The 22,884-nt window shown below is 42.6% G+C and carries 22 protein-coding genes and 1 pseudogene; 3 read left to right on the plus strand and 20 right to left on the minus strand.

Annotated elements, in window-relative coordinates; genetic code table 11:
• Positions 1 to 415 precede the first annotated feature (415 nt).
• On the minus strand, positions 416 to 1,777 hold the full coding sequence (locus STRCR_RS09080; protein ID WP_004227939.1) for an MATE family efflux transporter: 1,362 nt from the start codon (positions 1,775 to 1,777) through the stop codon (positions 416 to 418).
• A gap of 181 nt (positions 1,778 to 1,958) precedes the next feature.
• Here STRCR_RS09080 and STRCR_RS09085 point away from each other — a divergent pair, with 181 nt between their 5' ends.
• Positions 1,959 to 2,498, plus strand: a complete 540-nt coding sequence (locus STRCR_RS09085; RefSeq protein WP_004226166.1) for a PadR family transcriptional regulator — start codon at positions 1,959 to 1,961, stop codon at positions 2,496 to 2,498.
• Between the two features lie 256 nt (positions 2,499 to 2,754).
• Here STRCR_RS09085 and STRCR_RS09090 read toward each other — a convergent pair whose 3' ends face one another.
• The 6 genes from STRCR_RS09090 to rfbA form a co-directional block, all read right to left on the minus strand.
• Complete coding sequence (locus STRCR_RS09090; RefSeq protein ID WP_004229818.1) at positions 2,755 to 3,696, minus strand: dihydroorotate dehydrogenase; 942 nt, start codon at positions 3,694 to 3,696, stop codon at positions 2,755 to 2,757.
• Positions 3,697 to 3,705: 9 nt separating this feature from the next.
• Positions 3,706 to 4,500 carry a dihydroorotate dehydrogenase electron transfer subunit gene (locus tag STRCR_RS09095; RefSeq protein WP_004226157.1) on the minus strand — a complete coding sequence of 265 codons (795 nt, stop codon included), beginning with the start codon at positions 4,498 to 4,500 and terminating at the stop codon, positions 3,706 to 3,708.
• A 131-nt stretch (positions 4,501 to 4,631) separates the two neighbouring features.
• Positions 4,632 to 5,102, minus strand: coding sequence for a hypothetical protein (locus STRCR_RS09100; protein WP_004227605.1), 471 nt, complete (start codon positions 5,100 to 5,102; stop codon positions 4,632 to 4,634).
• A 112-nt stretch (positions 5,103 to 5,214) separates the two neighbouring features.
• Positions 5,215 to 6,261, minus strand: coding sequence for a dTDP-glucose 4,6-dehydratase (gene rfbB, locus STRCR_RS09105; protein ID WP_040804621.1), 1,047 nt, complete (start codon positions 6,259 to 6,261; stop codon positions 5,215 to 5,217).
• Between the two features lie 336 nt (positions 6,262 to 6,597).
• Complete coding sequence (locus tag STRCR_RS09110; RefSeq protein ID WP_004227768.1) at positions 6,598 to 7,191, minus strand: dTDP-4-dehydrorhamnose 3,5-epimerase family protein; 594 nt, start codon at positions 7,189 to 7,191, stop codon at positions 6,598 to 6,600.
• Positions 7,191 to 8,060, minus strand: a complete 870-nt coding sequence (gene rfbA / locus STRCR_RS09115; RefSeq protein WP_004229242.1) for a glucose-1-phosphate thymidylyltransferase RfbA — start codon at positions 8,058 to 8,060, stop codon at positions 7,191 to 7,193. Before rfbA ends, STRCR_RS09110 begins: the two co-directional genes overlap by 1 nt.
• Before the next feature lie 190 nt (positions 8,061 to 8,250).
• On the opposite strand from rfbA, the gene STRCR_RS09120 reads away from it, so the two are divergent.
• Complete coding sequence (locus STRCR_RS09120) at positions 8,251 to 9,156, plus strand: LysR family transcriptional regulator (protein WP_004225516.1); 906 nt, start codon at positions 8,251 to 8,253, stop codon at positions 9,154 to 9,156.
• A gap of 509 nt (positions 9,157 to 9,665) precedes the next feature.
• Here the strand turns inward: STRCR_RS09120 and STRCR_RS09125 are convergent.
• The 9 genes and pseudogenes from STRCR_RS09125 to rpiA form a co-directional block, all read right to left on the minus strand.
• Positions 9,666 to 10,127 carry a COG2426 family protein gene (locus tag STRCR_RS09125; RefSeq protein ID WP_004225422.1) on the minus strand — a complete coding sequence of 154 codons (462 nt, stop codon included), beginning with the start codon at positions 10,125 to 10,127 and terminating at the stop codon, positions 9,666 to 9,668.
• Between the two features lie 21 nt (positions 10,128 to 10,148).
• Complete coding sequence (locus tag STRCR_RS09130; RefSeq protein WP_004226841.1) at positions 10,149 to 10,913, minus strand: hypothetical protein; 765 nt, start codon at positions 10,911 to 10,913, stop codon at positions 10,149 to 10,151.
• 1 nt (position 10,914) lies between these two features.
• Positions 10,915 to 11,622, minus strand: coding sequence for a purine-nucleoside phosphorylase (deoD, locus tag STRCR_RS09135; RefSeq protein ID WP_004229574.1), 708 nt, complete (start codon positions 11,620 to 11,622; stop codon positions 10,915 to 10,917).
• Between the two features lie 482 nt (positions 11,623 to 12,104).
• Entirely contained in the window at positions 12,105 to 12,812 is a 708-nt protein-coding gene (locus tag STRCR_RS09140; protein WP_004229804.1) for a glutamine amidotransferase-related protein, read from the minus strand.
• A 9-nt stretch (positions 12,813 to 12,821) separates the two neighbouring features.
• Positions 12,822 to 13,631, minus strand: coding sequence for a purine-nucleoside phosphorylase (locus tag STRCR_RS09145; RefSeq protein ID WP_004225424.1), 810 nt, complete (start codon positions 13,629 to 13,631; stop codon positions 12,822 to 12,824).
• 13 nt (positions 13,632 to 13,644) lie between these two features.
• Positions 13,645 to 14,214: a nucleotidyltransferase family protein gene (locus STRCR_RS09150; protein WP_004226898.1), complete on the minus strand. Its 570-nt coding sequence runs from the start codon at positions 14,212 to 14,214 to the stop codon at positions 13,645 to 13,647.
• Between the two features lie 29 nt (positions 14,215 to 14,243).
• Positions 14,244 to 14,982 (minus strand): annotated as a pseudogene (locus STRCR_RS09155) (EcsC family protein).
• Between the two features lie 24 nt (positions 14,983 to 15,006).
• The gene (locus STRCR_RS09160) at positions 15,007 to 16,218 is read right to left on the minus strand and encodes a phosphopentomutase (RefSeq protein WP_003048869.1); all 1,212 of its coding nucleotides are present in this window, start codon (positions 16,216 to 16,218) and stop codon (positions 15,007 to 15,009) included.
• Between the two features lie 114 nt (positions 16,219 to 16,332).
• Positions 16,333 to 17,007 carry a ribose-5-phosphate isomerase RpiA gene (gene rpiA, locus STRCR_RS09165; protein ID WP_040805043.1) on the minus strand — a complete coding sequence of 225 codons (675 nt, stop codon included), beginning with the start codon at positions 17,005 to 17,007 and terminating at the stop codon, positions 16,333 to 16,335.
• A gap of 149 nt (positions 17,008 to 17,156) precedes the next feature.
• On the opposite strand from rpiA, the gene mnmE reads away from it, so the two are divergent.
• Complete coding sequence (gene mnmE / locus STRCR_RS09170) at positions 17,157 to 18,527, plus strand: tRNA uridine-5-carboxymethylaminomethyl(34) synthesis GTPase MnmE (protein WP_004228866.1); 1,371 nt, start codon at positions 17,157 to 17,159, stop codon at positions 18,525 to 18,527.
• A 345-nt stretch (positions 18,528 to 18,872) separates the two neighbouring features.
• On the opposite strand, the gene STRCR_RS09175 is transcribed toward mnmE, so the two are convergent.
• From STRCR_RS09175 to STRCR_RS09190, 4 genes are all read right to left on the minus strand, one after another.
• Positions 18,873 to 19,634, minus strand: a complete 762-nt coding sequence (locus STRCR_RS09175; RefSeq protein ID WP_004226193.1) for a DUF4931 domain-containing protein — start codon at positions 19,632 to 19,634, stop codon at positions 18,873 to 18,875.
• Complete coding sequence (locus STRCR_RS09180; protein ID WP_004229650.1) at positions 19,612 to 20,214, minus strand: uracil-DNA glycosylase family protein; 603 nt, start codon at positions 20,212 to 20,214, stop codon at positions 19,612 to 19,614. Before STRCR_RS09180 ends, STRCR_RS09175 begins: the two co-directional genes overlap by 23 nt.
• Positions 20,215 to 20,357: 143 nt before the next feature.
• Positions 20,358 to 21,767, minus strand: coding sequence for a dipeptidase PepV (gene pepV / locus STRCR_RS09185; protein WP_004228546.1), 1,410 nt, complete (start codon positions 21,765 to 21,767; stop codon positions 20,358 to 20,360).
• Between the two features lie 131 nt (positions 21,768 to 21,898).
• The gene (locus tag STRCR_RS09190) at positions 21,899 to 22,882 is read right to left on the minus strand and encodes a YihY/virulence factor BrkB family protein (RefSeq protein WP_004228044.1); all 984 of its coding nucleotides are present in this window, start codon (positions 22,880 to 22,882) and stop codon (positions 21,899 to 21,901) included.
• Positions 22,883 to 22,884 lie beyond the last annotated feature (2 nt).

The raw sequence follows: 22,884 nt of genomic DNA on the forward strand, positions 1-22,884 counted from the left end.
CCATCTTGTCTTAACTAACTCATTTTCACTTTCGTTCAAACTGAATCAAGGCAAGACCTAAGTTCAATTTATCTCACTAAGGGCCGAGTCATAGAAAAAACCTTGCCAAAGAGGCAAGGTATGACAAAAATCAGGGCAATCCCCACCCCTATATCATGGTTCCCTTGCTAGCCTCTCTGGACTGAACTTAAAGGTTTATTATTGGTTCTATTGTAACTTACAGGTGCTCAACTGTCAATCAAATGCTGTAAGGGGTAATTCCATTTGTGAACTTTAATAGGTATAGGCTTAACTCTATTGTAACGTTTAAATATTTTCAAAAGGTTAGTCAAAGATAAATCATTTGAGACAAACAGAATAAACAATAACAGGATTGATTCAAATTTACTTTAGCATTACCTTTCCATTATACTTATCATTGGATATCTGCTTCAGATAAAGAAAGAGCTTTATGCAGTTGTCTTGCCATGATAACCGTGACCAAGGCAGTCAAGACATCAGCAATTGGTTGTGCATATAAGACACCATTTATACCCCACAATGAAGGTAGAATAAAAATCACAGGAATAAAACAAATACCTTGTCGACATGCCCCTAGAATAAAGCCCGCAGTGCCCTTCCCTAAGGCCAAAAATAGTGATGAATAAACTGTATAAAATCCAAAAAGGAAAAATGAAAAACCATTAGCTACAAACGATTTCTCCCCTGCTAAGATCATATCTGTATTTCCATTAGCAAACTGTACAATAATCTGTTTAGACAACAAGGCCATGAGTAACCCTGTAACTACACAAAAAATTGTAGACCAGTAAATAGACGTTTTAATAGCTTCTCTTAATCGATTAAAATTTTTCGCCCCATAACTAAAGCCTGCAATGGGTTGAAAACCTTTTAAGAATCCAAAAACTACAAGAGTCCCCATGGTAGTCACTCTTGTGACAGCCCCCATAGCCGCAATAACAGCATCCCCATATTGCTTTGCCGAACGGTTGATTAAAGCAATAGAAAGGCTTGTTAAAACTTGAAAGACTAATGTTGGAATTCCGATTTTTAAAATCTCTGAATACAGTTGTTTCGACCATCTAAAATCGGTTAACTTAAATCCAAAACTACTTTTCTTTTGCAAAATATATCTCAAATAAAGCAAAGTAGAAGCACATTGAGCGATTGTTGTCGCAATGGCTGCACCTGCAACTTTCATGCCAAGTGTATAAATAAAAATCGGAGCCAAAATAATATTAAGGACAGCTCCTAACAGCAGAGCACTCATAGCTGTCTTGGCAGCACCTTCACTAGCTGCGATATTATTCATACTGACATTAAAAACATTAAAAATACAAGAAACAACAAAAATTCTAGCGTATGACATAGCATAAGGCATAATCGAGGTTGTTGCTCCAAGCATTCCTAATATTGGTCGTAAAAATAAGGTAATTAAAATAATAATAATAGCTCCTAAGAAAAGGCTGCTATATAGAGCTGTACTAGCTACTTCATTAGCAGTTTTTCTATCATTTTTTCCTAGTAATCTTGATAAATATGAAGCCGCTCCATTACCAAACATTAGACCCAAGCCAACAATGACTTGACCAAGTGGAAAAACAATCGAGATGGCCCCCATTGAAGTATCTCCTAGACCACTGACAAAATAAGCATCTACCAAATTGTAGAAAGCATTGATAAGCATCCCGATCATAATAGGTATTCCTAATGCCATAAGTGCTTTCGGTATTGGCGTAGAACTTAATAGTGCCAACTTTTTGTTTGATTGTTCCATCTCAACCTCCTGAATATATTTTATAGTAGTATACTTTATAGTATAACTGAATAAATAATACTATAATTTATACTATGTGTCAACAAATAATACAACTTTTATGATTTCATATCCCTTGACATTATTTGCAAATTCAAATATTATGAAGTGTATTACTATTTGAAGTTAGTGAGGTTCTTTTATGTCAACAATTGATTTGATTGTACTAGGAATGCTAAAGCAAGAATCTAGGGGGGCCTATGATATTCAAAAATTAGTAGAATACCGCAATATATCTAAATGGGTAAAAATTAGTACACCTTCTATTTATAAAAAAACACTGCAATTGGAGAAAAAGGGATTAATAAAAGCAACAACGTCACGAGAAGGAAAAATGCCTCCAAAAACAGTTTATTCTTTAACAGAAGCGGGAGAGAAAGAATTTGAAAACCTTATGTTTAGTATTGCGTCCAATCCCATAAGAATTTTCTTAGATTTCAACGCTGTTATAGTTAATTTAGATAGTTTATCTCCAACAAATCAAAAACACTGTATTGAAGCCATCTCCACGAATGTAGCAGCTCTTAAAGCCTACCTTGAAGAAAATCTTAAAGAGAAAAGCAAGTTACATGAGATACCAGAAACAGGAATTGCTGTTTTGCAACAGCAACTTATACTTATAGAAGCTATTGAGAAATGGTTGGCAACTCTATCAATTAAAAAATTTGGTAATGAAATGTGAATACTTTTCTAATTCCTAATTAGCTTTGAAACAGTATTTAAAAAAGTCAAAACCACCCATAAATAACCTGTACCTCCAGTCGCTAGGTTTTTAAAACCTAACTTTTGGAAGTCAGTCCAAAACGGGTGGTTTTGACTTTTTTCTTTTAGAGAAAACTGGCTTTTATCCATTAAAAATATCCATCTGAGTGACAAAACTGTAACAATTCTCCACTCAGATGGTTCAATGAAACCAGTTTTGGTTTAAATTAATAATATTAGCATTGTAAGCTTTTCCGAACTTCTTTTCTCAGCTCTTCTAAACTCTCAATGCCATACTTATCCATAACCTTGGGTAGGTCAGCAATAATATTAGGGCAGGCAAAGGGGTCGGTAAAATTAGCTGTACCAACACCGATTGCTGAGGCTCCGGCTATCATCATTTCAATAGCTGCTTCAGCACTGTCAACCCCGCCCATGCCAATAATAGGAAGACTGGAGTTCTGGGCAACCTGACGAATCAATTTTAAGGCAACGGGGAAGACTGCTGGACCGCTCATGCCGCCTGTTCCGTTGGCAATGATAGGTTTTCGGCTTTGTAAGTCAAAGCGCATGCCCACTAGGGTGTTAATCATGGTAAAACCGGTGGCACCAGCATCTTCTACCGCTTTGGCTACTTGCGTAATATCAGCGACACTAGGTGTTAATTTAACATAAACAGGAACTTGGGAAGTCTCAACAGCTGCCTTGGTAGCGGCATAAGCCAATTCAGGAACCTGACCAATCAGAAGGCCGGCATTCCCGTGGTCGACATTGGGACAAGAGATATTAAGCTCAATTGCTTTAACATTTGGCGCCTGTGAAATCCTTCCAGCAACATAGGCATATTCCTCATTAGAAAAACCAGCAACATTAGCGATAATGGGTAAATCAGGATAATGCTCCTGCAGCCAAGAAAGTTTCTCTGCTAAAACAGTATCAACACCGGGATTTTGAAGTCCAATGGCATTGAGCATGCCAGACGGTGTTTCAGCAACACGCGGAGTTGGGTTGCCAAAGCGTGCTTCCTTCGTCGTTGCCTTAATCATAATGGAGCCCAACTTGTCAAGATCGTAATACTTGGCGTATTCCTGACCAAAGCCAAAGCAGCCAGAAGCCGGGATAATAGGATTTTTCAATTTTAAACCTGGCAAAGAAACAGCTAAACGATTTTCAGTCATAGTAACCTCCTAGAGTACGACACTACCTGTTTTAAAGACAGGCCCATCCTCACAAACTCGTTTATTGGCAGCTTCGGATCTGTCTTTGAGATGAACGACACAGGCATAGCAAGCTCCCATTCCGCAAGTCATCCTTTCTTCCAAAGACATGTAAGCATGAGGGTGATTAGCAAATTTCTTATCAACATATTTGAGCATCCCCGGTGCCCCACAGGAATAGATAGCTGCAAAATCGTCGGTCATTTTATCAACGACCGTTGAGACGTAGCCCTGAATCCCATAAGAGCCATCATCCGTAGTAATCACTACCTTGGCGACTCGCTGCATTTCTTCTTCTAAAATCACTGCCGCTTTATGGGCAAAGCCTAAAACAGCTGTCACTTCTACCCCTTTTTGTGCCAGAGCCTTAGCAGTCGCATAAAGCGGCGGAACACCGATACCACCGCCAATAAGGAGGACTTTATCACCCTGATTAACCACTGATAGGTCAAAACCATTTCCCTGAGGCCCCATAGTGTCTACAAAATCATCAGATTTTAACTGGGACAAGAGTTCTGTCCCCATGCCCTGAACCCGATAAATTATACTGACTTGCTGAGTTTCTCGGTCAATATCGCAGATAGAAATTGGTCGCCGTAAAAGCTTGCTGGGATCGGGCACGCGCAGATGAAGAAATTGGCCTTCCTTCATCTCTTGGACCATCTGACCAGTTAGGACCATCTTAAAAATCCTAGGAGCAATCTCAGTCTGACTGACTACTCTGAGGTTTTCCTTGAGAATAGCTGGCTTTTTTTGTGCTTGCATAAGCTGTCCTTTCTAACAAAAAGACCTCACCCAGAGGGCAAGGTCGCGCAAATAGGGACAGAAAACCACAGTTTCCAGCCTTTATCGGTTCCCTTTTTAGCCTCTCTGGACTGTTTTAAAGGTCATAAATTTTACTTTTTAGAGTGATCTGTCAAAACTTCATAAGGGCGTTCATACTCTTCCTTGAGAGCTGCACTAGCAACCTGCAAACTGCCAAAGAGGTCAACTAAAATACCAAAAGACTTAGCTCGGTCCTGATCTAAAAGGTTATAGAAAAATGGTTGAGCAACAGCTACTTCTTCTAAGAAGGCCAGCTGTGACAGCCAGTCTCCCACGACATCCAACGAACTATTCATTAAGCGAAAAGATGGCTCGTCATACCAAGACAGGGCCTGAACCTTTTCCTCTTGACGCTTAAGTGGCCGGCAGGCTTCCAAAATCTTGTCGATTTCTGGCTTAATCAAAACTGTTTCAACCGAGAATTCCAACAGTGATGGTTCATGCTGAATCATACTCAATTCGGTTTCAAACAAATGTAGGTAATGCCGAGTGACGGCTAGTTTATGCAATAGTTGTTGATAATCTTGCAGGATTTGCTCCATAATTACTTCCCTTACTTCTTATTTTTTTCTATTCTACCATAAAATGCTAGTAAAATTAAGCCTCAGGTCCTCAGTGAGGCTATTAAAAAACAGGCTTGCGAGCCCGTTTCCCTTATTTCAAAACTTTTTGTGTCTTAGCGTAATTGGCCTCGACCGCTTCTTTTTCAGACTTCCACCAATCTTTATGCTCAGTGTACCACTTAATGGTATCCTCTAGGCCTGCCTCAAAATTGGTGAACTCAGGTGTCCAGCCCAATTCTTGACGAAGCTTAGTTGCGTCAATAGCATAACGCAGATCATGACCTGCACGGTCTGTAACGTGATCATAGGCATCTTTTGGCTGTCCCATTTTCTCAAGGATCAGTTCAAGTACTTCCTTGTTATTCTTTTCACCGTCAGCACCAATCAGGTAGGTTTCACCGATACGGCCCTTGGTCAAAATTGCCCAAACTCCGCTTGAGTGGTCGTTGGTGTGGATCCAGTCACGAACATTTTTACCTTCTCCATAAAGTTTTGGCTTGATACCAGATAGGATATTGGTAATTTGGCGTGGAATGAATTTTTCGATGTGCTGGTAAGGACCATAGTTGTTTGAGCAGTTGGAAATAGTGGCCTTGACACCGAAAGACCGCACCCAGGCCTTGACAATCAAGTCAGAGGCAGCCTTGGTTGATGAATAAGGGGATGAAGGATTGTACTTAGTATCCGGTGTGAATTTTTCCCCTGGACCTTCACCGTGACCTGGTAAGTCTTCACGAAGTGGAAGATCGCCGTAAACTTCGTCTGTTGAAACGTGGTGGAAGCGAATGTCGTACTTGCGGACAGCTTCTAAAAGCGTATAGGTCCCAACAAAATTAGTGTAAATAAATGGTGATGGATCTTTAAGTGAATTATCATTATGGCTTTCAGCCGCATAGTGAACAATAGCATCCGCTTTGGCTGCTAATTTGTCAACCAATTCCGCGTCAGCAATATCTCCAACAACCAACTCAACACGATCGCCAAGAATTTCTTCAAGATTAGCGCGGTTACCAGCGTAAGTGAGTTTGTCAAGGACAGTCACATGAACATCTGGATGATTGTTGTAAACGTAGTGAACGAAGTTTGAACCGATGAAACCAGCGCCACCGGTTACGATAATATTTTTGTATTCAGACATGATTTTTCCTTTTTGCTTTTTCTTTTTTGACAGTTTCCTTAGGAGTGGAGTCGTCATGAACTCAGTCTAAAAGTGCCTATGAAAGTCTGCCTTGCCAACTCTGCTGCCAAGGACTTTTAAGTCAGTCTAAAGACTGGATTTCATTGACTCAATTCTGAATCCAAGGTTTCAGGATTGCCCATATTTTCACCACGACAGAAACTGTCGATTAGTGGCTCACTTTGTTCGCCCTATGTCCCTTAGCGAGAAGTATGTAACTTGCTTGCTCGGTGTGATTTCCCTTTGATCTCAAGAGGGGCACCATTTGCCACATGAGAAAATTATAAGGCCTCTTCCTTACAAATCTTCTGCTTTCAATGGCTTAACATCTTTGAGCAGTGGATGATTTTTGTCTGCCTCTGAGACTTCTGCCTCTTCAAGGTTTTCCCATTTAATACCTAAGCTTGGATCAGCGTAGTTAACAAAAGCGTATTTAGGTTTGAGTTCTAATGCCCAATAATCGTTGACGAGGTAGCTGTAAGCAACCTTGTCAGACAGGACTTGAAAGCCATTGGCAACGCCACGGGGGACAAAGATGCCTTTGGAGGCGTCAATAACTGTTTGATAGACATGTCCGAAGCTATCGCCTTCCCGCAAATCAACCCAAGAGCCCAAAACTTTACCTTCATCAGCTATTGAAATATACTTATCCCAAGGTTCGGCATGAAGCCCCCGCAGAACATGCTTACGAGAGAAAGAGACATTGTTTTGGAGTTTTCCTTCCGTAAAAAAACTTTCTGGAAAACCGAGCGGCACCATCTTTTCTTTTTGAAAATTTTCCTTGAACCAACCGCGATTATCTCCATGAACAGGGATATCAAATTCAATCATGCCAGGAATGGCATCAATCTTACGAGCAGCCAGTTTCTTTTCAAAAAATCCTTCTGTCATTAAGCTTCTCCAATCAAACGGAGCAAGTATTGTCCGTATTCATTTTTCTTGAGAGGTTGTGCGAGTTCACGTACCTGCTCCCTGGTGATATAACCCATACGATAGGCAATTTCTTCCAAGTTAGCTACCTGTAGGTTTTGCATCCGTTGGACGGTTTCGATATACTGGGCAGCCTCTAGCAAACTTTCGTGAGTCCCAGTATCCAACCAAGCAAAACCGCGTTCCATAACCTCAACAGATAAGTCGCCACGATCGAGATAGGCTTTGTTGACATCGGTAATTTCCAATTCCCCCCGAGGACTTGGCTTAATATTTTTGGCGATCTCGATGACATCATTATCATAGAAATAAAGACCTGTCACAGCATAATGAGACTTAGGATGCTCAGGCTTTTCTTCGATGGAAACGGCATTCATATCCTCGTCAAATTCAACAACCCCAAAGCGTTCTGGATCTTTGACTTGATAACCGAAGACGGTTGCACCCTTTTCCTTGCTGGCAGCCTTTTGCAACATCCGACTGAGACCTGGGCCATAGTAAATATTGTCCCCCAAAATCAAGGCTACATTGTCATCACCGATAAATTCTTCACCGATGATAAAGGCTTGTGCCAAACCATCTGGACTAGGCTGTTCGGCATAGGATAAGTTAATACCAAATTCAGAACCATCTTGGAGCAATTCCTTGAAACGAGGCAAATCTTGCGGTGTCGAAATAATTAAGATGTCCTTAATTCCCGCCAACATCAAGGTAGAGAGAGGGTAATAAATCATGGGTTTATCATAAACAGGCATGAGCTGTTTTGAAGCCGCACGGGTCAATGGATAGAGGCGAGTCCCAGACCCACCTGCAAGAATAATACCTTTCATCGGAAAAGCTTCCTTTCACAATTTGTCTGTTAAAATTATACCATAAGCCCTTTCAAATGTCAGTAAAAATAAGGGACCGGACAAGGCAATTCCTAGACTTAGGCTTAAGTGAATCTGGTGTCTATCGGCCACAAATTCTATATCATAGCTATAGCCTGAAACTATAGCTATTTTATGTTAGAATAGGTCTATGCGAATTCAACAATTACATTATATTATCAAAATCGTCGAAACCGGCAGTATGAATGAAGCTGCTAAACAGCTCTACATCACCCAACCCAGCCTCTCAAACGCTGTGAGGGATTTGGAGAGGGAGATGAACATTAAGATTTTTAACCGCAATCCTAAAGGGATTACCCTGACTCAGGACGGTATGGAGTTTCTCTCCTACGCTCGTCAGGTTGTGGAACAAACTAATCTCATGGAGGAACGCTATAAGAGCAAGGATCATAATCGCGAACTCTTTAGTGTCTCAGCCCAGCACTATGCCTTTGTCGTCAATGCTTTCGTCTCCCTGCTCAAAGGGGCAGATATGAGCCAGTATGAACTCTTTCTGCGAGAGACTCGGACTTATGAAATCATTGATGATGTCAAGAACTTTCGCTCGGAAATTGGAGTACTCTTTCTCAACAGCTACAACCGCGATGTTCTGACCAAGATGTTTGATGACAATCACCTGACTTATACCAACCTCTTTGTTGCTCAACCTCACATTTTTGTCAGCAAGTCCAATCCCTTAGCCGGCAAAAAATCGGTCAGCCTCAGTGACCTTGAAGATTTCCCCTACCTCAGCTACGAACAAGGGTTGCACAACTCCTTCTACTTCTCAGAAGAGATTATGTCGCAGATTCCTCATAAAAAATCCATTGTCGTTTCTGACCGAGCTACTCTCTTTAATCTTCTGATTGGTCTGGATGGCTATACTATTGCGACTGGTATTCTTAACAGTAACCTCAACGGTGATGATATTGTCTCTATCCCACTGGAAGTTGATGATCAAATTGATATTGTTTACCTCAAACATGAAAAGGCCAACCTATCCAAAATGGGCGAACGTTTTATTGACTATCTGCTCGAGGAAGTGAAATTTGATTAAGATACGGAGTCGTTGCGCACCACAAAGAAAAATTTAAAAAGTCGAGTCTGGGACAAAAGACCAGACTCGTTAGTAGTGTTCTAGATTTAGCAGATTGACGCAGTGGTTGGAAGTAAGACTTGTGCTCGGCCAAGAATCCTTACCCCTGCACAGTTCATTAGGTGCTTTAACACCAATGAAGCACTGCTGATTGACGATCCCTTAGCTTGAGGCGCAGTCCCATTGTCAGGCTCCCCCTTCAACAGTCCAGTGGACTGTTGAACTACTCTGCAATGTCTGCACCAAAAAATGTAGTAATCTCCGCTCAAGAACACATATAAAAAGGGAGTGGGACAGAAGTCAATTTTTTATATAAATAGACTTCGTTGTCTCAACCCCGCACAGTTGATTAGGATGGCCGCTAACACTTGCAGAGCAAGGGTTTAGGACCTCCCAATCAACCACTGCGTCAAACTGTTATTACTGCAAAAATAGAAGGCTGGAATACTTTTCCCAGCCTTTTTCCATGTCTAGAAAAAGCTCTTGACAAATACCGAGCCGAAGCCCATGATGAAACCGGCCAAAACAACACCTGCCATAGTAGCAATGATACTGTTCTTGAATTTGAGGTCAAGAATGGAGGCTGCTAGGGTGCCAGTCCAAGCTCCTGTCCCCGGCAAAGGAATGCCAACAAAGAGGAAGAGGGCGAAGTAAAGCCCCTTGTCACCAGCGCTCTTGGCTAACTTCTGGCCACCATTATGGCCCTTTTTCAAACACCAACTAAAGAAGCCACCAATGACAGGCTTGTCAGTTCCCCATTCCAGTACACGGCGAGCGAAGAAAAAGATTATAGGGACGGGCAACATATTGCCGATAACAGCGATGACAAGAGCCTGCCACATGGGCAGCCCCGTACCTATACCATAGGGGACGGCTCCCCGTAATTCGACAAGGGGGATCATGGAAATGAGAAAGGTAATCAAATAATTCATAAAAATTTTTATCCTTTTGGTTTATAAGAGTGAGCTAATCAGCCGATTAATTTGGTCAAAGTAAAAGGGGCTTTCTTGATAGTTGATGCCAGTATGACGAGCTAACTTGATAATCATCTCCAAGAAGGAGCGGGAGGAAAAACCTGTTGTGTCATGCAAGATCTTTTCATCAAATGGCTTAATCAGATGAGCCAGAGGATTGCGGACCGACTTTTCCATATTCCTAAGGAAGACCACATCTTTCTTGAGCGAATCGGAAATCGGCAAAAGAGCAATCAGGGCCACTAGACTTCTGGAAGTCACTCTGGAGTCATGCCACGTTTTGGAAAAATCAATCAAAACCTGCTGAGGTGACTCTTCCATCTTGGAAAATCTCCACATGTCATATTGAGCATCTTTAGAATTGGCCACATAATCCTGAATGTCGGGAATTTTACCAGCAATCAATCGCATGAATAAACGGTAGATGATAGGACTGACTGCCCGAACAAAATCGATAATGTCTTCAGTCATCACCTTAGCCTGCAAGTCCATAATGTAGTTGGCCAACTGCTCCTCGTCTTTAGGATTGACTGCCAACTGAAACCGATAAGTCTCTTGAAAATATTTAAGCGTCGCTGGTTCACAAATTTCCTCAATATCCAGCTGACGACGTTTTTTCATGAGATAAATCAACTTTTTGACATCCGGGGCAATCTGCTGCTGCTCCAGCAAACCATAAGCAGAAGCATAATCATAGTGATTAATCAGAATTTCTAGTGTATCTTCCAAAGTCTGCTGTTTCATCTTAACGAATCAATGTTTCTAAGCCAACGGTCATCATATCGGTAAAGGTTGTTTGGCGCTCTTGGGCTGTCGTGTCTTCTTCTGGGTTGACTACACTGTCAGATATAGTCATGATTCCCAAGGCCTGAACATGGTATTGAGCTGCCAAATAATAGAGAGCTGCTGCTTCCATTTCGATGGCCTTAACCCCCAGTGTCCCCAGTTTCATATTACGCTCGGGCATATTAGAGTAAAAGACATCTGATGACAGGACACTGCCAACATGGGTCGTCAGCCCAAGGTCTTTGGCAATGTGATAGGCCTTGTCCAGTAAGTCAAAATCAGCGATTTGTGGAAAATCATACTCTGGGAAGTCATTGCGAATGATATTGGAATTGGTCGCTGCAGCTTGGGCCAGAACCAGCTCACGCACATGAACATCTGGGTCAATCGAACCCGCTGTTCCAACGCGAATCAGCTTCTTCACACCGTAATCAACAATCAATTCGTGGGCATAGATGGAGATAGATGGCATTCCCATACCAGTTCCCATGACAGAGACCTTTTCACCCTTGTAGGTTCCGGTGTAGCCTAGCATGCCTCTAATCTTGTTAAAACATTGGGCATTTTCTAAAAAGTTTTCAGCAATAAATTTTGCCCGCAGGGGATCTCCTGGCAGTAGGATTTTATCAGCAATTTGACCTTGGGTCGCTTCAATATGGATAGACATAATTAAGATATAAAGGGTGTAAAAGGACACAGACCAAAGAGAGAATCGCTCGAAAATCATGACTTTTGCCGGCGATTATCTTTTTATTCAAGTCCTCAGCTCTCGTATTCAGTTACACTGACTACAGGCTACACCCGCCTTTCTGTTATTTTTATTGTGAAAGATCTTGAGAGTGACCAGAAAGCGACTGGAAATTAGAAAATCGAGGAGGTACTAAGACACCTAATGAACTAGGAGTAAGACTTCTAGGCACAGCCAGCAAGCCTCACTCCAACCGCTGCGTCAAGCGGTTCATCTCACAAAAATAGTTCATACGCAGCAGAGCTTTTGATATATAGCCTTCAGAGGTTAAATATATTATGGGCTAGAGCACAGTCCTCATGGGCGTCTGTCACTCTTATAAGTCTTATCTATTTCCAAATTTTCCGCTCGTGTTCAAATGACTTGGACACATTCTCATCTCTTCTAAATCGTTTATGGAATTAAGTACTAAGCAGTTTATCTAAAAACTCGTAGAGAACCTGATTCATCTGGTCATAGTCGTAGGTGAGAATAGTCCTAGTATCCTGCACATAAGTATACCTTCGGCTTTCGCCTTCAATATCAGTTTCTTGCTTCAAGAGCTGAGCCACCAAATCTTTAGTCAATTCCAAATGACATTGGAAGCCGTAATGTTTAGGCGTATAACGGACAATCTGCCTAGGGCAGCCTTGACTAGTTGCCAGAACCTGAGCACCCTTGATCATGCCTGGCATATCGTCGTGCCAATGGCCAACGACAAGGCCTGATGGGATATGGGATAATCTGGAGTCTGCCTGTCCGGCATCGGTGAGTTCAATCGGAAAATTACCGATTTCTCGCTCTGGACTGGCTGTACAGGTTCCCCCATAAGCTTCACCTAGAAGTTGCGCTCCTAGACAGACTCCAATGATATATTTGTCAGCGTCAATAGCCCTTTTAATCAGATCGATTTCTGCTTGAGCATTATAATAAGGAAATGCTTCCTGAGTAGAGGTCGGGCTCTGGGGCCCTCCCATGACGATCAAGAGGTCGACATCATCAACTGTATTAGGTAGTTTTTCAAATTGGTAGACCTTGGTGAAAGACACCTCATGTCCCCGCAGAGCTGCCCAAGCTAAGTAAGCTCCTGGTGCTTCGTATGGCTCATGAATAACAAAATGGACCCGCATGGTTGCCTCCTACAGTTCTGCTAGAACTGCCTTGACCAACTGCTTAAAATCGGCTTTAATTCTCTGAGTGACTGCTACCACTTCTTCGTGATTAAGTTCAGCTTGAAAACCAGCGGCATGGTTGGTGATAGCTGAAATTCCTAAGACTTTAAGGCCTGAATGAGCTGCTACGATCACCTCTGGTACGGTTGACATGCCAACAGCATCAGCTCCCATGGTCTTAAAGGCTCGGATTTCGGCCGGTGTCTCATAGGAAGGTCCTGATACACCGATATAAACGCCTTCATCCAGCCTAATACCGAGCTTATCAGCTGCTTGGTGGGCTGCCTTCCGATAGTCTTTGCTGTAGGCATTGGACATATCAGGAAAACGGGGACCAAAGTCATCTAAGTTAGCTCCAATCAGCGGGTTTTGTCCTGTTAGATTGATATGATCGCTAATAGCCATAAGTGTTCCTGGACCAAAACCAATGCCGCCTGCAGCATTGGTAACGAGGACACCTTGACAGCCAAGAGCCTTCATAACTCGAACTGGGAAGGTAACCACTTCTAGGGGATTGCCCTCATAGAAATGGAAACGGCCTTGCAGAGCCAGGATCTTTCGGCCAGCCAAGTCACCATAGACTAGCTTACCAGCATGGCCGACAACCGTTGAACGGCCCCAATTAGGAATGTCAGCATAATTCAAAACGATGGCATTTTCGACTTCTTCTGCCAGTTCACCCAGACCTGATCCAAGAATCAGACCAAATTCAGGAGCTGTCATACCTTTATCTTGTAAGAAATCACGGGTTTGCTGGATTTTTTCAATTAGTGTCATAGCTTCCTCTTTCTTAATTTACAAATGACCGCTTAAAGTCTTGATGGCTTTTGATATTGGCTTCAGCATCCTTCTCATCCCAAATCTGCAACTCCCAAGGATAGTAGAAATTGCTGCTATTTTTGAAATAGATATGGATACCGATGTAGCCATCCAGATCACGTAAGTACCAGTTTTTCAGACCAAATTTTTCTTTCCAGATATCTAGTGAATTAAGGACTTGACTAACTTGCTCAGAGGTCAAAATCATACGAGCTCCAAAGATATCATTCAGAATATTATTAACGGGGTACTGAGTATCTCGAGCTTTGTACCTTTCAATTTTATCTAAAATGGACTCAGCTGTCTTTACTCGATAGTAAAAATTAATATCCTTGACATCAGCCCGATACAGATAATCGTTGATAGACTCGTGGAGGTTAAGGCGGTAAGACAAAATATGCTCAGTCGGTACTTTTGAAAAAGTATGAGAGAGGTTGACCTTCTCAACTTTACCGGTCTCAAAATAATCCCGGGAATAAGCTAAGTGAAGCTTATTGATTTGATCAATCAGGCGTTCAACCTTTTCAATAGATGTTGGCATGGACGACCTTCTTTCTAGTATCTAAAAACTTACTGATTAGTGTTTGTTTTGCTAATGACATCACCATTCCCCAAATCAATGCCATCATCGGTAAAAGTTTTCTTAGCCATTCGAGCAATAGCCTTTGTGGCAGTATCATCAAAAATAGCTCCTACTCCTGCACCAGCTACTAGCACCAGTTTCCCCAGATTAACAACTCCTTTGGTTCCAAATTTAGTTGCCAATCTAAACCCAACAGCTTGATTTATTTTGGTTAGAACAGTTCCAGAGATTTTTCGGACAGCACTAATAGCCAACTTATTACTGATTGTTATCCCAGACTTTTTAATAATATCAGCTACGGAAGAACCGGCTAATAGCATATACGAAGTTTTGAACCTGATCGCTATGTAAATCATGGCCTCGTATACTGGCAATAGCTGCTACCACCCTCATCTGGAATAAAATAACCGAAGATATATTCGCAGGAATCGTTACAGGTAATGTCAAAACACCTCCGAAGTCTGTGACAAATCCAGAAACAGCAGCTTTTGTAGTTTGAAACTTAATGATCTTGTCAATAGCTTCATCAGCACGCTTACTTTTTGCTAGGTAGTCATCCACAAATTAAGTTATAGATGGTTGGCCCAGTATTCCTTTAACAGTCTTTGAGTAGGCCCAGTCCAAAGTGTTTGAAAGAGCTTCCTGACTTATTTCCTGAGTTTGAGCAGATTTTTCTGAAGTGAATTTTTTAGTACGGTCAGCCAAGGCATCGCCTTTTCCCTTAATACTGGTTCAAATAGTTTGTTTTCCCTACACCAACTGATCTAAGAAGCTTTGGCCAATCATAGCTGTGTCAACACCGAAGTTTTCAGCGATGGTGGCTGAGATATCTGAATAGTGACCGACTGGAATGGTGCCATTACCCTTAAAGGCTGGACTGTAGGCCAAGAGTGGGATGTATTCACGAGTATGGTCGGTACCAGCGTAAGTTGGGTCATTACCGTGGTCAGCTGTAATCATGAGAAGATCATTGTCACCCATAGCTGCAATGATTTCTGGCAAACGACCATCAAATTCTTGCAGGCAATCGCGGTAACCGTGAGCATTGCGCCGATGACCGTAGAGGGCGTCGAAGTCTACCAGATTGGTGAATGAGAAGCCGTACTCAAAGTCAGGCGACTTCATAGCTTTGATAAGATTGTCAACACCATGGCTGTTAGACTTGTTGTGCCCCATGTCGTGATTGATGCCTGAACCATTGAAAATATCATTGATTTTACCAACGGCATAAGTGTCAATACCAGCTTCGTCCAATTTGTTGAGGACAGTTGAAGCAAATGGAGAAACGGCTAGATCGCGGCGATTAGCTGTTCGAGTAAAGTTTCCTGGTTCCCCAACGTAAGGACGGGCAATAATACGCCCAAGAAGAGCAGGACGTTCTAAGGTAATCGAGCGTGCATATTCACAGATACGATAGAGTTCGTCAAGTGGAATGATGTCTTCGTGCGCCGCAATCTGTAAAACTGGGTCAGCTGAAGTGTAGATAATCAGTTCACCGGTTTCCATTTGGCGGGGACCAAAGTCCGCAATAACTTGAGTTCCTGAATAAGGTTTGTTGGCTTCACGGATAACCTTGCGTCCTGAGAACTCTTCAATTTTAGTGATGATTTCTTCCGGAAAACCGTCCCAGAAAGTATCAAAAGGTTCAGTAATATTGAGTCCCATAATTTCCCAGTGACCAGTCATGGTATCCTTACCAAGTGACACTTCTTCCAGCTTAGTAGCATAACCGCTTGGATTGCTTTCTGCTGAAACCGTCTTGAGGGCCTGAGGACGAGGGATATTACCCAAGCCTATTTTAGCCATATTCGGCACATCAAGTCCAACAGTCTTAGAAATGTGGCCTAGGGTATCAGAGGCACCATCTGGCACACCAGCATTGGAAAAATTATTAGCATCTGGTGCTGCACCAATCCCAACTGAATCTAAAACAACTAAGTGAATACGATCAAATTTTGACATTTCCGTCTCTTTTCTAAGATAGCTGAGCTATCAATATATTCTGCATGGTTGAATCCAAGTTTGATCTTTGAATCTGCGCACCAGTCATTCTCAGATCACACTTGGACACCACAATTAGTGACTTTCTAAAATTTTTACGCCCTCTTGGCCAGCAACAATGACCTTGTTGACCATTCCATTAAACAGGCCGTGTTCCACCACACCAGTCATAGCTTTAAGTTCTTGTCCCAAGGCCAAAGGATTTTCAATCACTCCCAAATCTAGGTCGATGATAAAGTTTTTCATATCGGTCACAAAACGCTGACCATCCTTTTGGCGAAAGGCCGGCTTATAACCCTTGGCTTGAAAATCCCGAAAAAGCCGTTCTGCTCCGTATTGAACTACTTCAACTGGTAACTTAAAAGCCCCCAGAGTCTCAACCAACTTGCTCTCATCAACCACCCAGATATAATCCTTGGTTGGGGTCGCCACAATTTTTTCCATCAGGAGGGCACCGCCGCCACCTTTGATGCCATTAAAGTCACGATCCACCTCATCAGCCCCGTCAACGGTGACATCAATGCTATCAATCTCATCAACAGACTTGAGCGGAATACCTAAAGATTGGGCTTGGGCAGTCGTCCGACTTGACGTTGTTACGCCAATTACTTGCAGCCCTTCCTCTTGAACTCGGCGGCCAATCTCGGCGACAAAATAATAAGCGGTTGAACCCGTTCCCAGACCGACGACCATGCCGTCTTTGACATACTGGGCAGCTTTGACACCCGCTTGCTTTTTCAAGTCATCCATATTTTGCATGCTATTTTCCCTCTCTTTTTAATCAACTTATTATATCATGAAAAGGCTTTAAGTACCAACTGAGGCTGGTGATTTTATCACTTGCTATCCCTTGAGGCTTGCGATACAATGACAGTATCTTAATCATGAAGGAAGGACTTATGGCCATTACAAAAGAATTTGATACCATTGCAGCGATTTCAACGCCCCTAGGTGAAGGAGCTATTGGTATTGTCCGACTCTCCGGCAGTCAGGCTGTTACTATTGCTAAGAGCGTTTTTAAAGGTAAGGATTTAGAAAAGGTCCCTTCTCACACTATTAACTACGGCCATATTATTGAAAATGACGAGATTATTGATGAAGTCATGGTCTCTGTCATGCGGGCACCAAAGACCTTCACGCGGGAGGATGTTGTCGAAATCAATACCCACGGAGGTGTTGCTGTCACCAATGAAATTCTTCAGCTGCTGCTTCGGTCAGGTGCTAGGATGGCTGAGCCCGGTGAGTTTACCAAGCGGGCCTTTCTCAATGGCCGAGTAGATTTAACTCAGGCCGAGGCTGTCATGGATTTGATCCGAGCTAAGACTGATAAGGCCATGAATATTGCGGTCAGTCAGTTGGATGGATCCCTCAAAAATCTCATCAATAATACCCGTCAGGAAATTCTCAATACTCTGGCTCAGGTAGAAGTTAATATTGACTACCCTGAATATGACGATGTGGAAGAAATGACCACAGCCCTAATGCGGGAAAAGACTCAAGAGTTTGAGGCTCTGTTAACTCGCCTGCTGGCTACCGCTAAGCGAGGTAAAATCCTTCGTGAAGGGATTTCAACAGCCATCATCGGACGGCCCAATGTCGGCAAATCCAGCCTGCTTAACAATCTTTTGCGGGAAGACAAGGCTATTGTCACCGATGTTGAAGGAACCACCCGCGATGTTATTGAAGAGTATGTCAACATCAAGGGCGTTCCACTCAAATTGATTGATACTGCTGGAATTCGCAAAACCGATGACATCGTTGAAAAAATCGGGGTTGAGCGTTCCAAAAGAGCTCTGGCTGAGGCGGATTTAGTCCTTCTTGTTCTCAACGGTTCAGAAAGTTTGACCGATCAAGATCGCGCCTTGCTGGATATCAGCAAGGATAGCAAGCGTATTATTCTTATCAATAAAACTGATTTACCCCAGAAGATTGAATTAGATCAGCTGCCCGATGATGTCATCCAAATTTCGGTTTTAAAAAATCAAAATATTGACCTCATTGAAGAAAGGATTAATGACCTCTTCTTTGATAATGCTGGTCTAGTGGAAAAGGATGCCACCTACCTATCCAATTCCCGCCATATTTCTCTGATAGAAAGGGCTTTGGCCAGCCTGAAAGACGTCAACAAGGGACTGGAAGCAGGTATGCCAGTTGACCTACTCCAGATTGATATGACACGCTGCTGGGAAATTCTGGGAGAAATCACCGGTGATGCAGCTCCTGATGAACTAATCACCCAACTCTTTAGTCAGTTCTGCTTAGGGAAATGAACCAGTCTGGAAGCAGCTGGTTCAGACCAAGCTTGAAAATAGATGGCGGACAATTAAGAAACAAACTGTTGCCGTCGGGGCCTGCAATTATTATCATACTCAAAAAAATCTGAGACAAGACTCAGATTTTTTTGACTTATGTCCAAATAGGGTTAGGAAAGTCTTGGTCCTCTCGCTCTTGGTTAAATTGATTCGGAGCCATAATATTTTTCTTAAAAAACTTTTAGAAAAAGTACACCATTTTATAAGAGGGCTAGCAAGCCTTTTGCTAATAATTTTAATATAGGATAAGTGTATCGACCGGCTAGAAAAAATCTGGTCCAAGCAACCTGGATCAGACTCCATCTACTTTTCTAAAAAAGCCTGTAACTCTGCTACTTCTTCTGCCACTCTGACAGCTGAATTGACCTGAACCAGATGATAGCCAATCATATAGGGAGAGGCCACAAAACGGGGAACCACCTTACAAATGAGACCTTCCTCCTGATGGTAAAAGAAGAGATTGTAGGAGCTGCAGGCTCCATTTAAATAACCCTCTAAAACATAGCGGAGGACCTTTTGAACAGTGTCAGCCAGCTTATGGCTGTTCCCGCTATCTGCTATAGCCACATTGATTTCAGTGAAACTGCTCATGGGCTGGTCGGAAATAGTGACCTGAGCCAACCGCTCTGTCTCTTGACAGACCAGAGCTCCCTCAAAGGTTTTCAGGTCAATAGCCTCATAGGCATCAAGGTCGTCAAAACCGATAACCTGCATGTGAGGATGGCGAAGAGATCCGCCGGAAAGGGGGCCGAAATTTTTAAAGAGGCCAACCGTCTTGAACTGGCCGCTCTCCTCCAACTGACGCCAAGCCTTGATGGCGAAAGCAAAAAGCTTGCGATTATGTTCTTGGCTGTAGGTCGTGATATCACCTAGATGATGATCAGACTCAATGATCAAGGTCTGGTAGGTCTTATCGAGGACAGGATATTTATTGTCTAGCCAAATCATATCGCCTTCTTGAGCGATGATTTTTTCCAGACTATCTACCTGACAAAAGGGACAGCTATCCTTATTGTTGGGTTTCTTTTGAGCGGTAGCGACATTAAAGGTCAGTTTTTGCGTCATTTTCAAGAATATCTTTCACAAGTTTTTTGAGGTCTGGCAATACTTCTTCTTTGAACCAAGGATTTTTCTTTTGCCAAATATTATTGCGAGGCGACGGATGAACCAGAGGAAAAAAGTCAGGGAGGAAGTTCTTATAGGCCTTGACATTGTCGGTCAGCTTGACTGAAGGCTTTTGCTGGAGATAATAGTGTTGCGCATAATTACCAATCAGCAGAGTTAGGGAAATATCAGGTAATTCTTGCAAAATCAAGGGATGCCATTTCTGAGCAAAGCCTTTGCGAGGGGGAAGATCCCCTGACTTACCCTTACCAGGATAATAGAAATCCATAGGGATAACGGCTATTTTATCGGAACTGTAGAAAGTATCCCGATCAATCCCCAACCAATCCCGTAAATTATCACCTGATGGATCATTCCAGTAAAGGCGGGACTCCTGTGCCTTAATTCCCGGAGCCTGACCGACAATATTGATACGGGCGCTTTTTGGCGCCGTAAAAAGCGGTTCAATGCCAGCTTTTGTATAATCCTCATTTTGTGGATCAGCCATGATAGCTTTAACAATGTCTTGCATGGTTGACATGGACAACATCTCCTTTTCAAAATCAGGTTGACGTCAGAGCATATTTTTTCTGCCCTTGGGCATTCAGCCTTGAGTATTTCCAAGATAAAATCAGCGGACCAGTCTAGCGAGAGCTGAGCTGGTTTAGATATATGGTTATTGCGCTATTTGATCAATTCGTAGATAGCTTCAGCGTAGATAGCGCAAGCCCGATAGAGATCTTCCACTTCGACAAATTCATTGGCCTGATGCATGGTATTGACATAATCAGGGAACATGGCACCAAAGGCGACACCTCTTTCCAAGAGGCGGCCAAAAGTCCCACCGCCAATGACCTGCTCATAACCTTCTAGACCAGTTTGCTTTTCATAGACAGACAAGAGTGTTTTGACTAAAGGATCATCCATTGGGACATAGTGAGGCAAGTGTTCATGATCAGCCAGACTAACAGATTCTACCCCAGCTAACTTTTCGAGGCCAGCCTTGATGGTTGCGGTATCTATTCCTTGAGGATAGCGGAAATTGAGGGTAATGGTATTATCACCAGAGGTCGCTTCAAAGTCAAAAATACCAGCATTCATGGATAAAGCCCCCATCTTAGGATCGGTATAAGCTAAGCCTAATTTTTGACCAGCAAAGTCCTCGTGCAGAACATCAGCAGTCAAGTCAATGAAGGCTTTGGCAGGACCAGCAAAAGATAGATCCTTAAGAAAAAGCGCTAAATAAGTTGCCCCATTGAGACCTTCTTCAGGGGTTGAACCATGGGCTGCCTTCCCAACGATTTGGACTTTAAATTGGCTCTCTTCTGCTGTTAAAGAGCCCGACAGGTTAGGGTTTTGAACCAAGAAAGCTGCTAATTTTTCTTCCAAATCTGCTTGATTGACTTGACCAGAAAGGACTGCTGTTGCAGATTCTGGAACCATATTATCCCGCAGCCCTCCCTTGAAAGACTGGAGAACAACTGGACCAGCATTTTGACCAGAAAAATGCAGATATTGGGTAATATTCCCTTTTTCTCCATTAATAATAGGGAACTCAGCATCTGGAGCAAAGCCAAAGTCTGGTTTGTCCACATCTGGATGGGCAAAGTAATAATCCATATCAGCCCAGCCAGACTCTTCATCCGTTCCTAAAACAAAGCGAACCTTCTTAGACGTTGGCAGGCCCAGCTCTTTAATAATCTTTAGAGCATAGTAGGCTGCCATAGTTGGGCCTTTATCGTCAGAGGAACCACGCGCATAGAGTTTGCCATCTTTGATGACTGGTTTGTAGGGGTCGGTCTCCCAACCAGAACCAGCAGGCACCACATCCAGATGGGCAAAAATTCCTAAGGTTTCATCGCCCTCACCAAACTCAAAATCACCGACATAATTATCAATATTTCTAGTCTTGTAGCCATCCTTTTCAGCCATAGCTAGGAAATGCTTCAAAGCCTTGACAGGACCCGAGCCAAAAGGATGTTCCTTATCAGCCTTACTGTCATCACGTTCCGAATTGATTTCCAAAAGGCTGAACAAATCAGCCAGCAAATCTTCACGGCGTTTTTCTACTTCTGCTTTAAAATCAACTGTCATTTCGCTACCTCATCTAATGGGTTTAATCTTCACTATTATAGCACAAATACAGGCCAGACTAAAGGAGCCGCTATGGCTGTAAGTATTATCAAGGACACAAAAAAAACCAAGGCAAAAGCCTCGGCGCTGATTTAGTCATCCTCTTTAAAAGGATTGCCAAACTGTTTATCTGGCTGATTTTCCCTGTCATTTTCCTCATGGTGATCTCCCATGGATTGAAGAAAGGCGAAGATATCCCCTCTGCGGCCTTCCATCTTACCAGTTAATAATTCCTGAGCAGTCGCATTGAGGACAGCACCAGTAATAAGAATCCGTGCCAAGAGGACAAACCAGAACATAATGATAAAGATGATGATAGAGCCAAAAAATTTGATATCAACAAGGTTATTAAAGGTCCGGGTCACATAGTCTCCGACCAAACCAGTCATAAAGATAATAACAATAGCACTGAGAATCGTTCCCGGAAGTGTATAGCGAATCTTCCTAATACGCACATTAGGCAAGATAAAGTAAAGGACAGTCAAGCCAATCCAAACCACCAGAACCATTATCGGTCGGTTGAGGTGAAGCAAAAGCTTAATCAGGCCAGAAGGAACGTCATATTTTTTCTGAAGAACCGCTTGATAGACCCCATCGGACAAGGTCGACAACAAGAGAGCAAAGGTCAATAGGAAGAGGATGAAAAAACTAGCCACAATCCCTACGATATGACCGATAACAAAATCACGGTGCTGACTGACATCATAAGCCTTATTAAAGGCCTTCTGCAAGGAAGTCAGGCTGCGAGACATGGTCCAAAAGCCCGCCAAGGTCGCAATCCCCAGAATTCCATTGGATGGGGTAGCAAAGAGATTACGAATGATACCTGCAACATTGCTGTAAATTTCAGCTGGCAAATTGGCCCGTAAAAAGGTTAACACATCTGGTAAATCAATATCCAGATAAGGAAAAATATTGGCCGAGATAACAATCAAGGGAAAGAATGTCAGTAACAAATAGTAGGCCACAGCAATACTGGATAAGTCTATCTCAGCACTGCGATAATGCTTGAGATAGACTTGCAAGGGCGGATAGTTAAGTTTATCCACTAACCTATCCAAGAATTTTTTCTTCATCT

Source organism: Streptococcus criceti HS-6 (assembly GCF_000187975.2).
GTDB classification, from domain to species: domain Bacteria; phylum Bacillota; class Bacilli; order Lactobacillales; family Streptococcaceae; genus Streptococcus; species Streptococcus criceti.

Excerpts from the sequence above, each read along its gene's own strand:
- STRCR_RS09125 (WP_004225422.1), bottom strand. The coding sequence starts at position 10,127 with ATGAATTATTTGATTACCTTTCTCATTTCCATGATCCCCCTTGTCGAA.
- STRCR_RS09090 (WP_004229818.1), bottom strand. The coding sequence starts at position 3,696 with ATGACTGAAAATCGTTTAGCTGTTTCTTTGCCAGGTTTAAAATTGAAA.
- rfbB (WP_040804621.1), bottom strand. The coding sequence starts at position 6,261 with ATGTCTGAATACAAAAATATTATCGTAACCGGTGGCGCTGGTTTCATC.
- rfbA (WP_004229242.1), bottom strand. The coding sequence starts at position 8,060 with ATGAAAGGTATTATTCTTGCAGGTGGGTCTGGGACTCGCCTCTATCCA.
- mnmE (WP_004228866.1), top strand. The coding sequence starts at position 17,157 with ATGGCCATTACAAAAGAATTTGATACCATTGCAGCGATTTCAACGCCC.
- STRCR_RS09145 (WP_004225424.1), bottom strand. The coding sequence starts at position 13,631 with ATGACACTAATTGAAAAAATCCAGCAAACCCGTGATTTCTTACAAGAT.
- deoD (WP_004229574.1), bottom strand. The coding sequence starts at position 11,622 with ATGTCTATCCATATTGAAGCGACCCAAGGTCAAATTGCTGATAAAATC.
- STRCR_RS09110 (WP_004227768.1), bottom strand. The coding sequence starts at position 7,191 with ATGACAGAAGGATTTTTTGAAAAGAAACTGGCTGCTCGTAAGATTGAT.
- STRCR_RS09085 (WP_004226166.1), top strand. The coding sequence starts at position 1,959 with ATGTCAACAATTGATTTGATTGTACTAGGAATGCTAAAGCAAGAATCT.
- STRCR_RS09175 (WP_004226193.1), bottom strand. The coding sequence starts at position 19,634 with ATGACGCAAAAACTGACCTTTAATGTCGCTACCGCTCAAAAGAAACCC.
- rpiA (WP_040805043.1), bottom strand. The coding sequence starts at position 17,007 with ATGGATGACTTGAAAAAGCAAGCGGGTGTCAAAGCTGCCCAGTATGTC.
- STRCR_RS09095 (WP_004226157.1), bottom strand. The coding sequence starts at position 4,500 with ATGCAAGCACAAAAAAAGCCAGCTATTCTCAAGGAAAACCTCAGAGTA.
- STRCR_RS09150 (WP_004226898.1), bottom strand. The coding sequence starts at position 14,214 with ATGCCAACATCTATTGAAAAGGTTGAACGCCTGATTGATCAAATCAAT.
- STRCR_RS09190 (WP_004228044.1), bottom strand. The coding sequence starts at position 22,882 with ATGAAGAAAAAATTCTTGGATAGGTTAGTGGATAAACTTAACTATCCG.
- pepV (WP_004228546.1), bottom strand. The coding sequence starts at position 21,767 with ATGACAGTTGATTTTAAAGCAGAAGTAGAAAAACGCCGTGAAGATTTG.
- STRCR_RS09130 (WP_004226841.1), bottom strand. The coding sequence starts at position 10,913 with ATGAAACAGCAGACTTTGGAAGATACACTAGAAATTCTGATTAATCAC.
- STRCR_RS09100 (WP_004227605.1), bottom strand. The coding sequence starts at position 5,102 with ATGGAGCAAATCCTGCAAGATTATCAACAACTATTGCATAAACTAGCC.
- STRCR_RS09180 (WP_004229650.1), bottom strand. The coding sequence starts at position 20,214 with ATGTCAACCATGCAAGACATTGTTAAAGCTATCATGGCTGATCCACAA.
- STRCR_RS09080 (WP_004227939.1), bottom strand. The coding sequence starts at position 1,777 with ATGGAACAATCAAACAAAAAGTTGGCACTATTAAGTTCTACGCCAATA.
- STRCR_RS09140 (WP_004229804.1), bottom strand. The coding sequence starts at position 12,812 with ATGCGGGTCCATTTTGTTATTCATGAGCCATACGAAGCACCAGGAGCT.
- STRCR_RS09160 (WP_003048869.1), bottom strand. The coding sequence starts at position 16,218 with ATGTCAAAATTTGATCGTATTCACTTAGTTGTTTTAGATTCAGTTGGG.
- STRCR_RS09120 (WP_004225516.1), top strand. The coding sequence starts at position 8,251 with ATGCGAATTCAACAATTACATTATATTATCAAAATCGTCGAAACCGGC.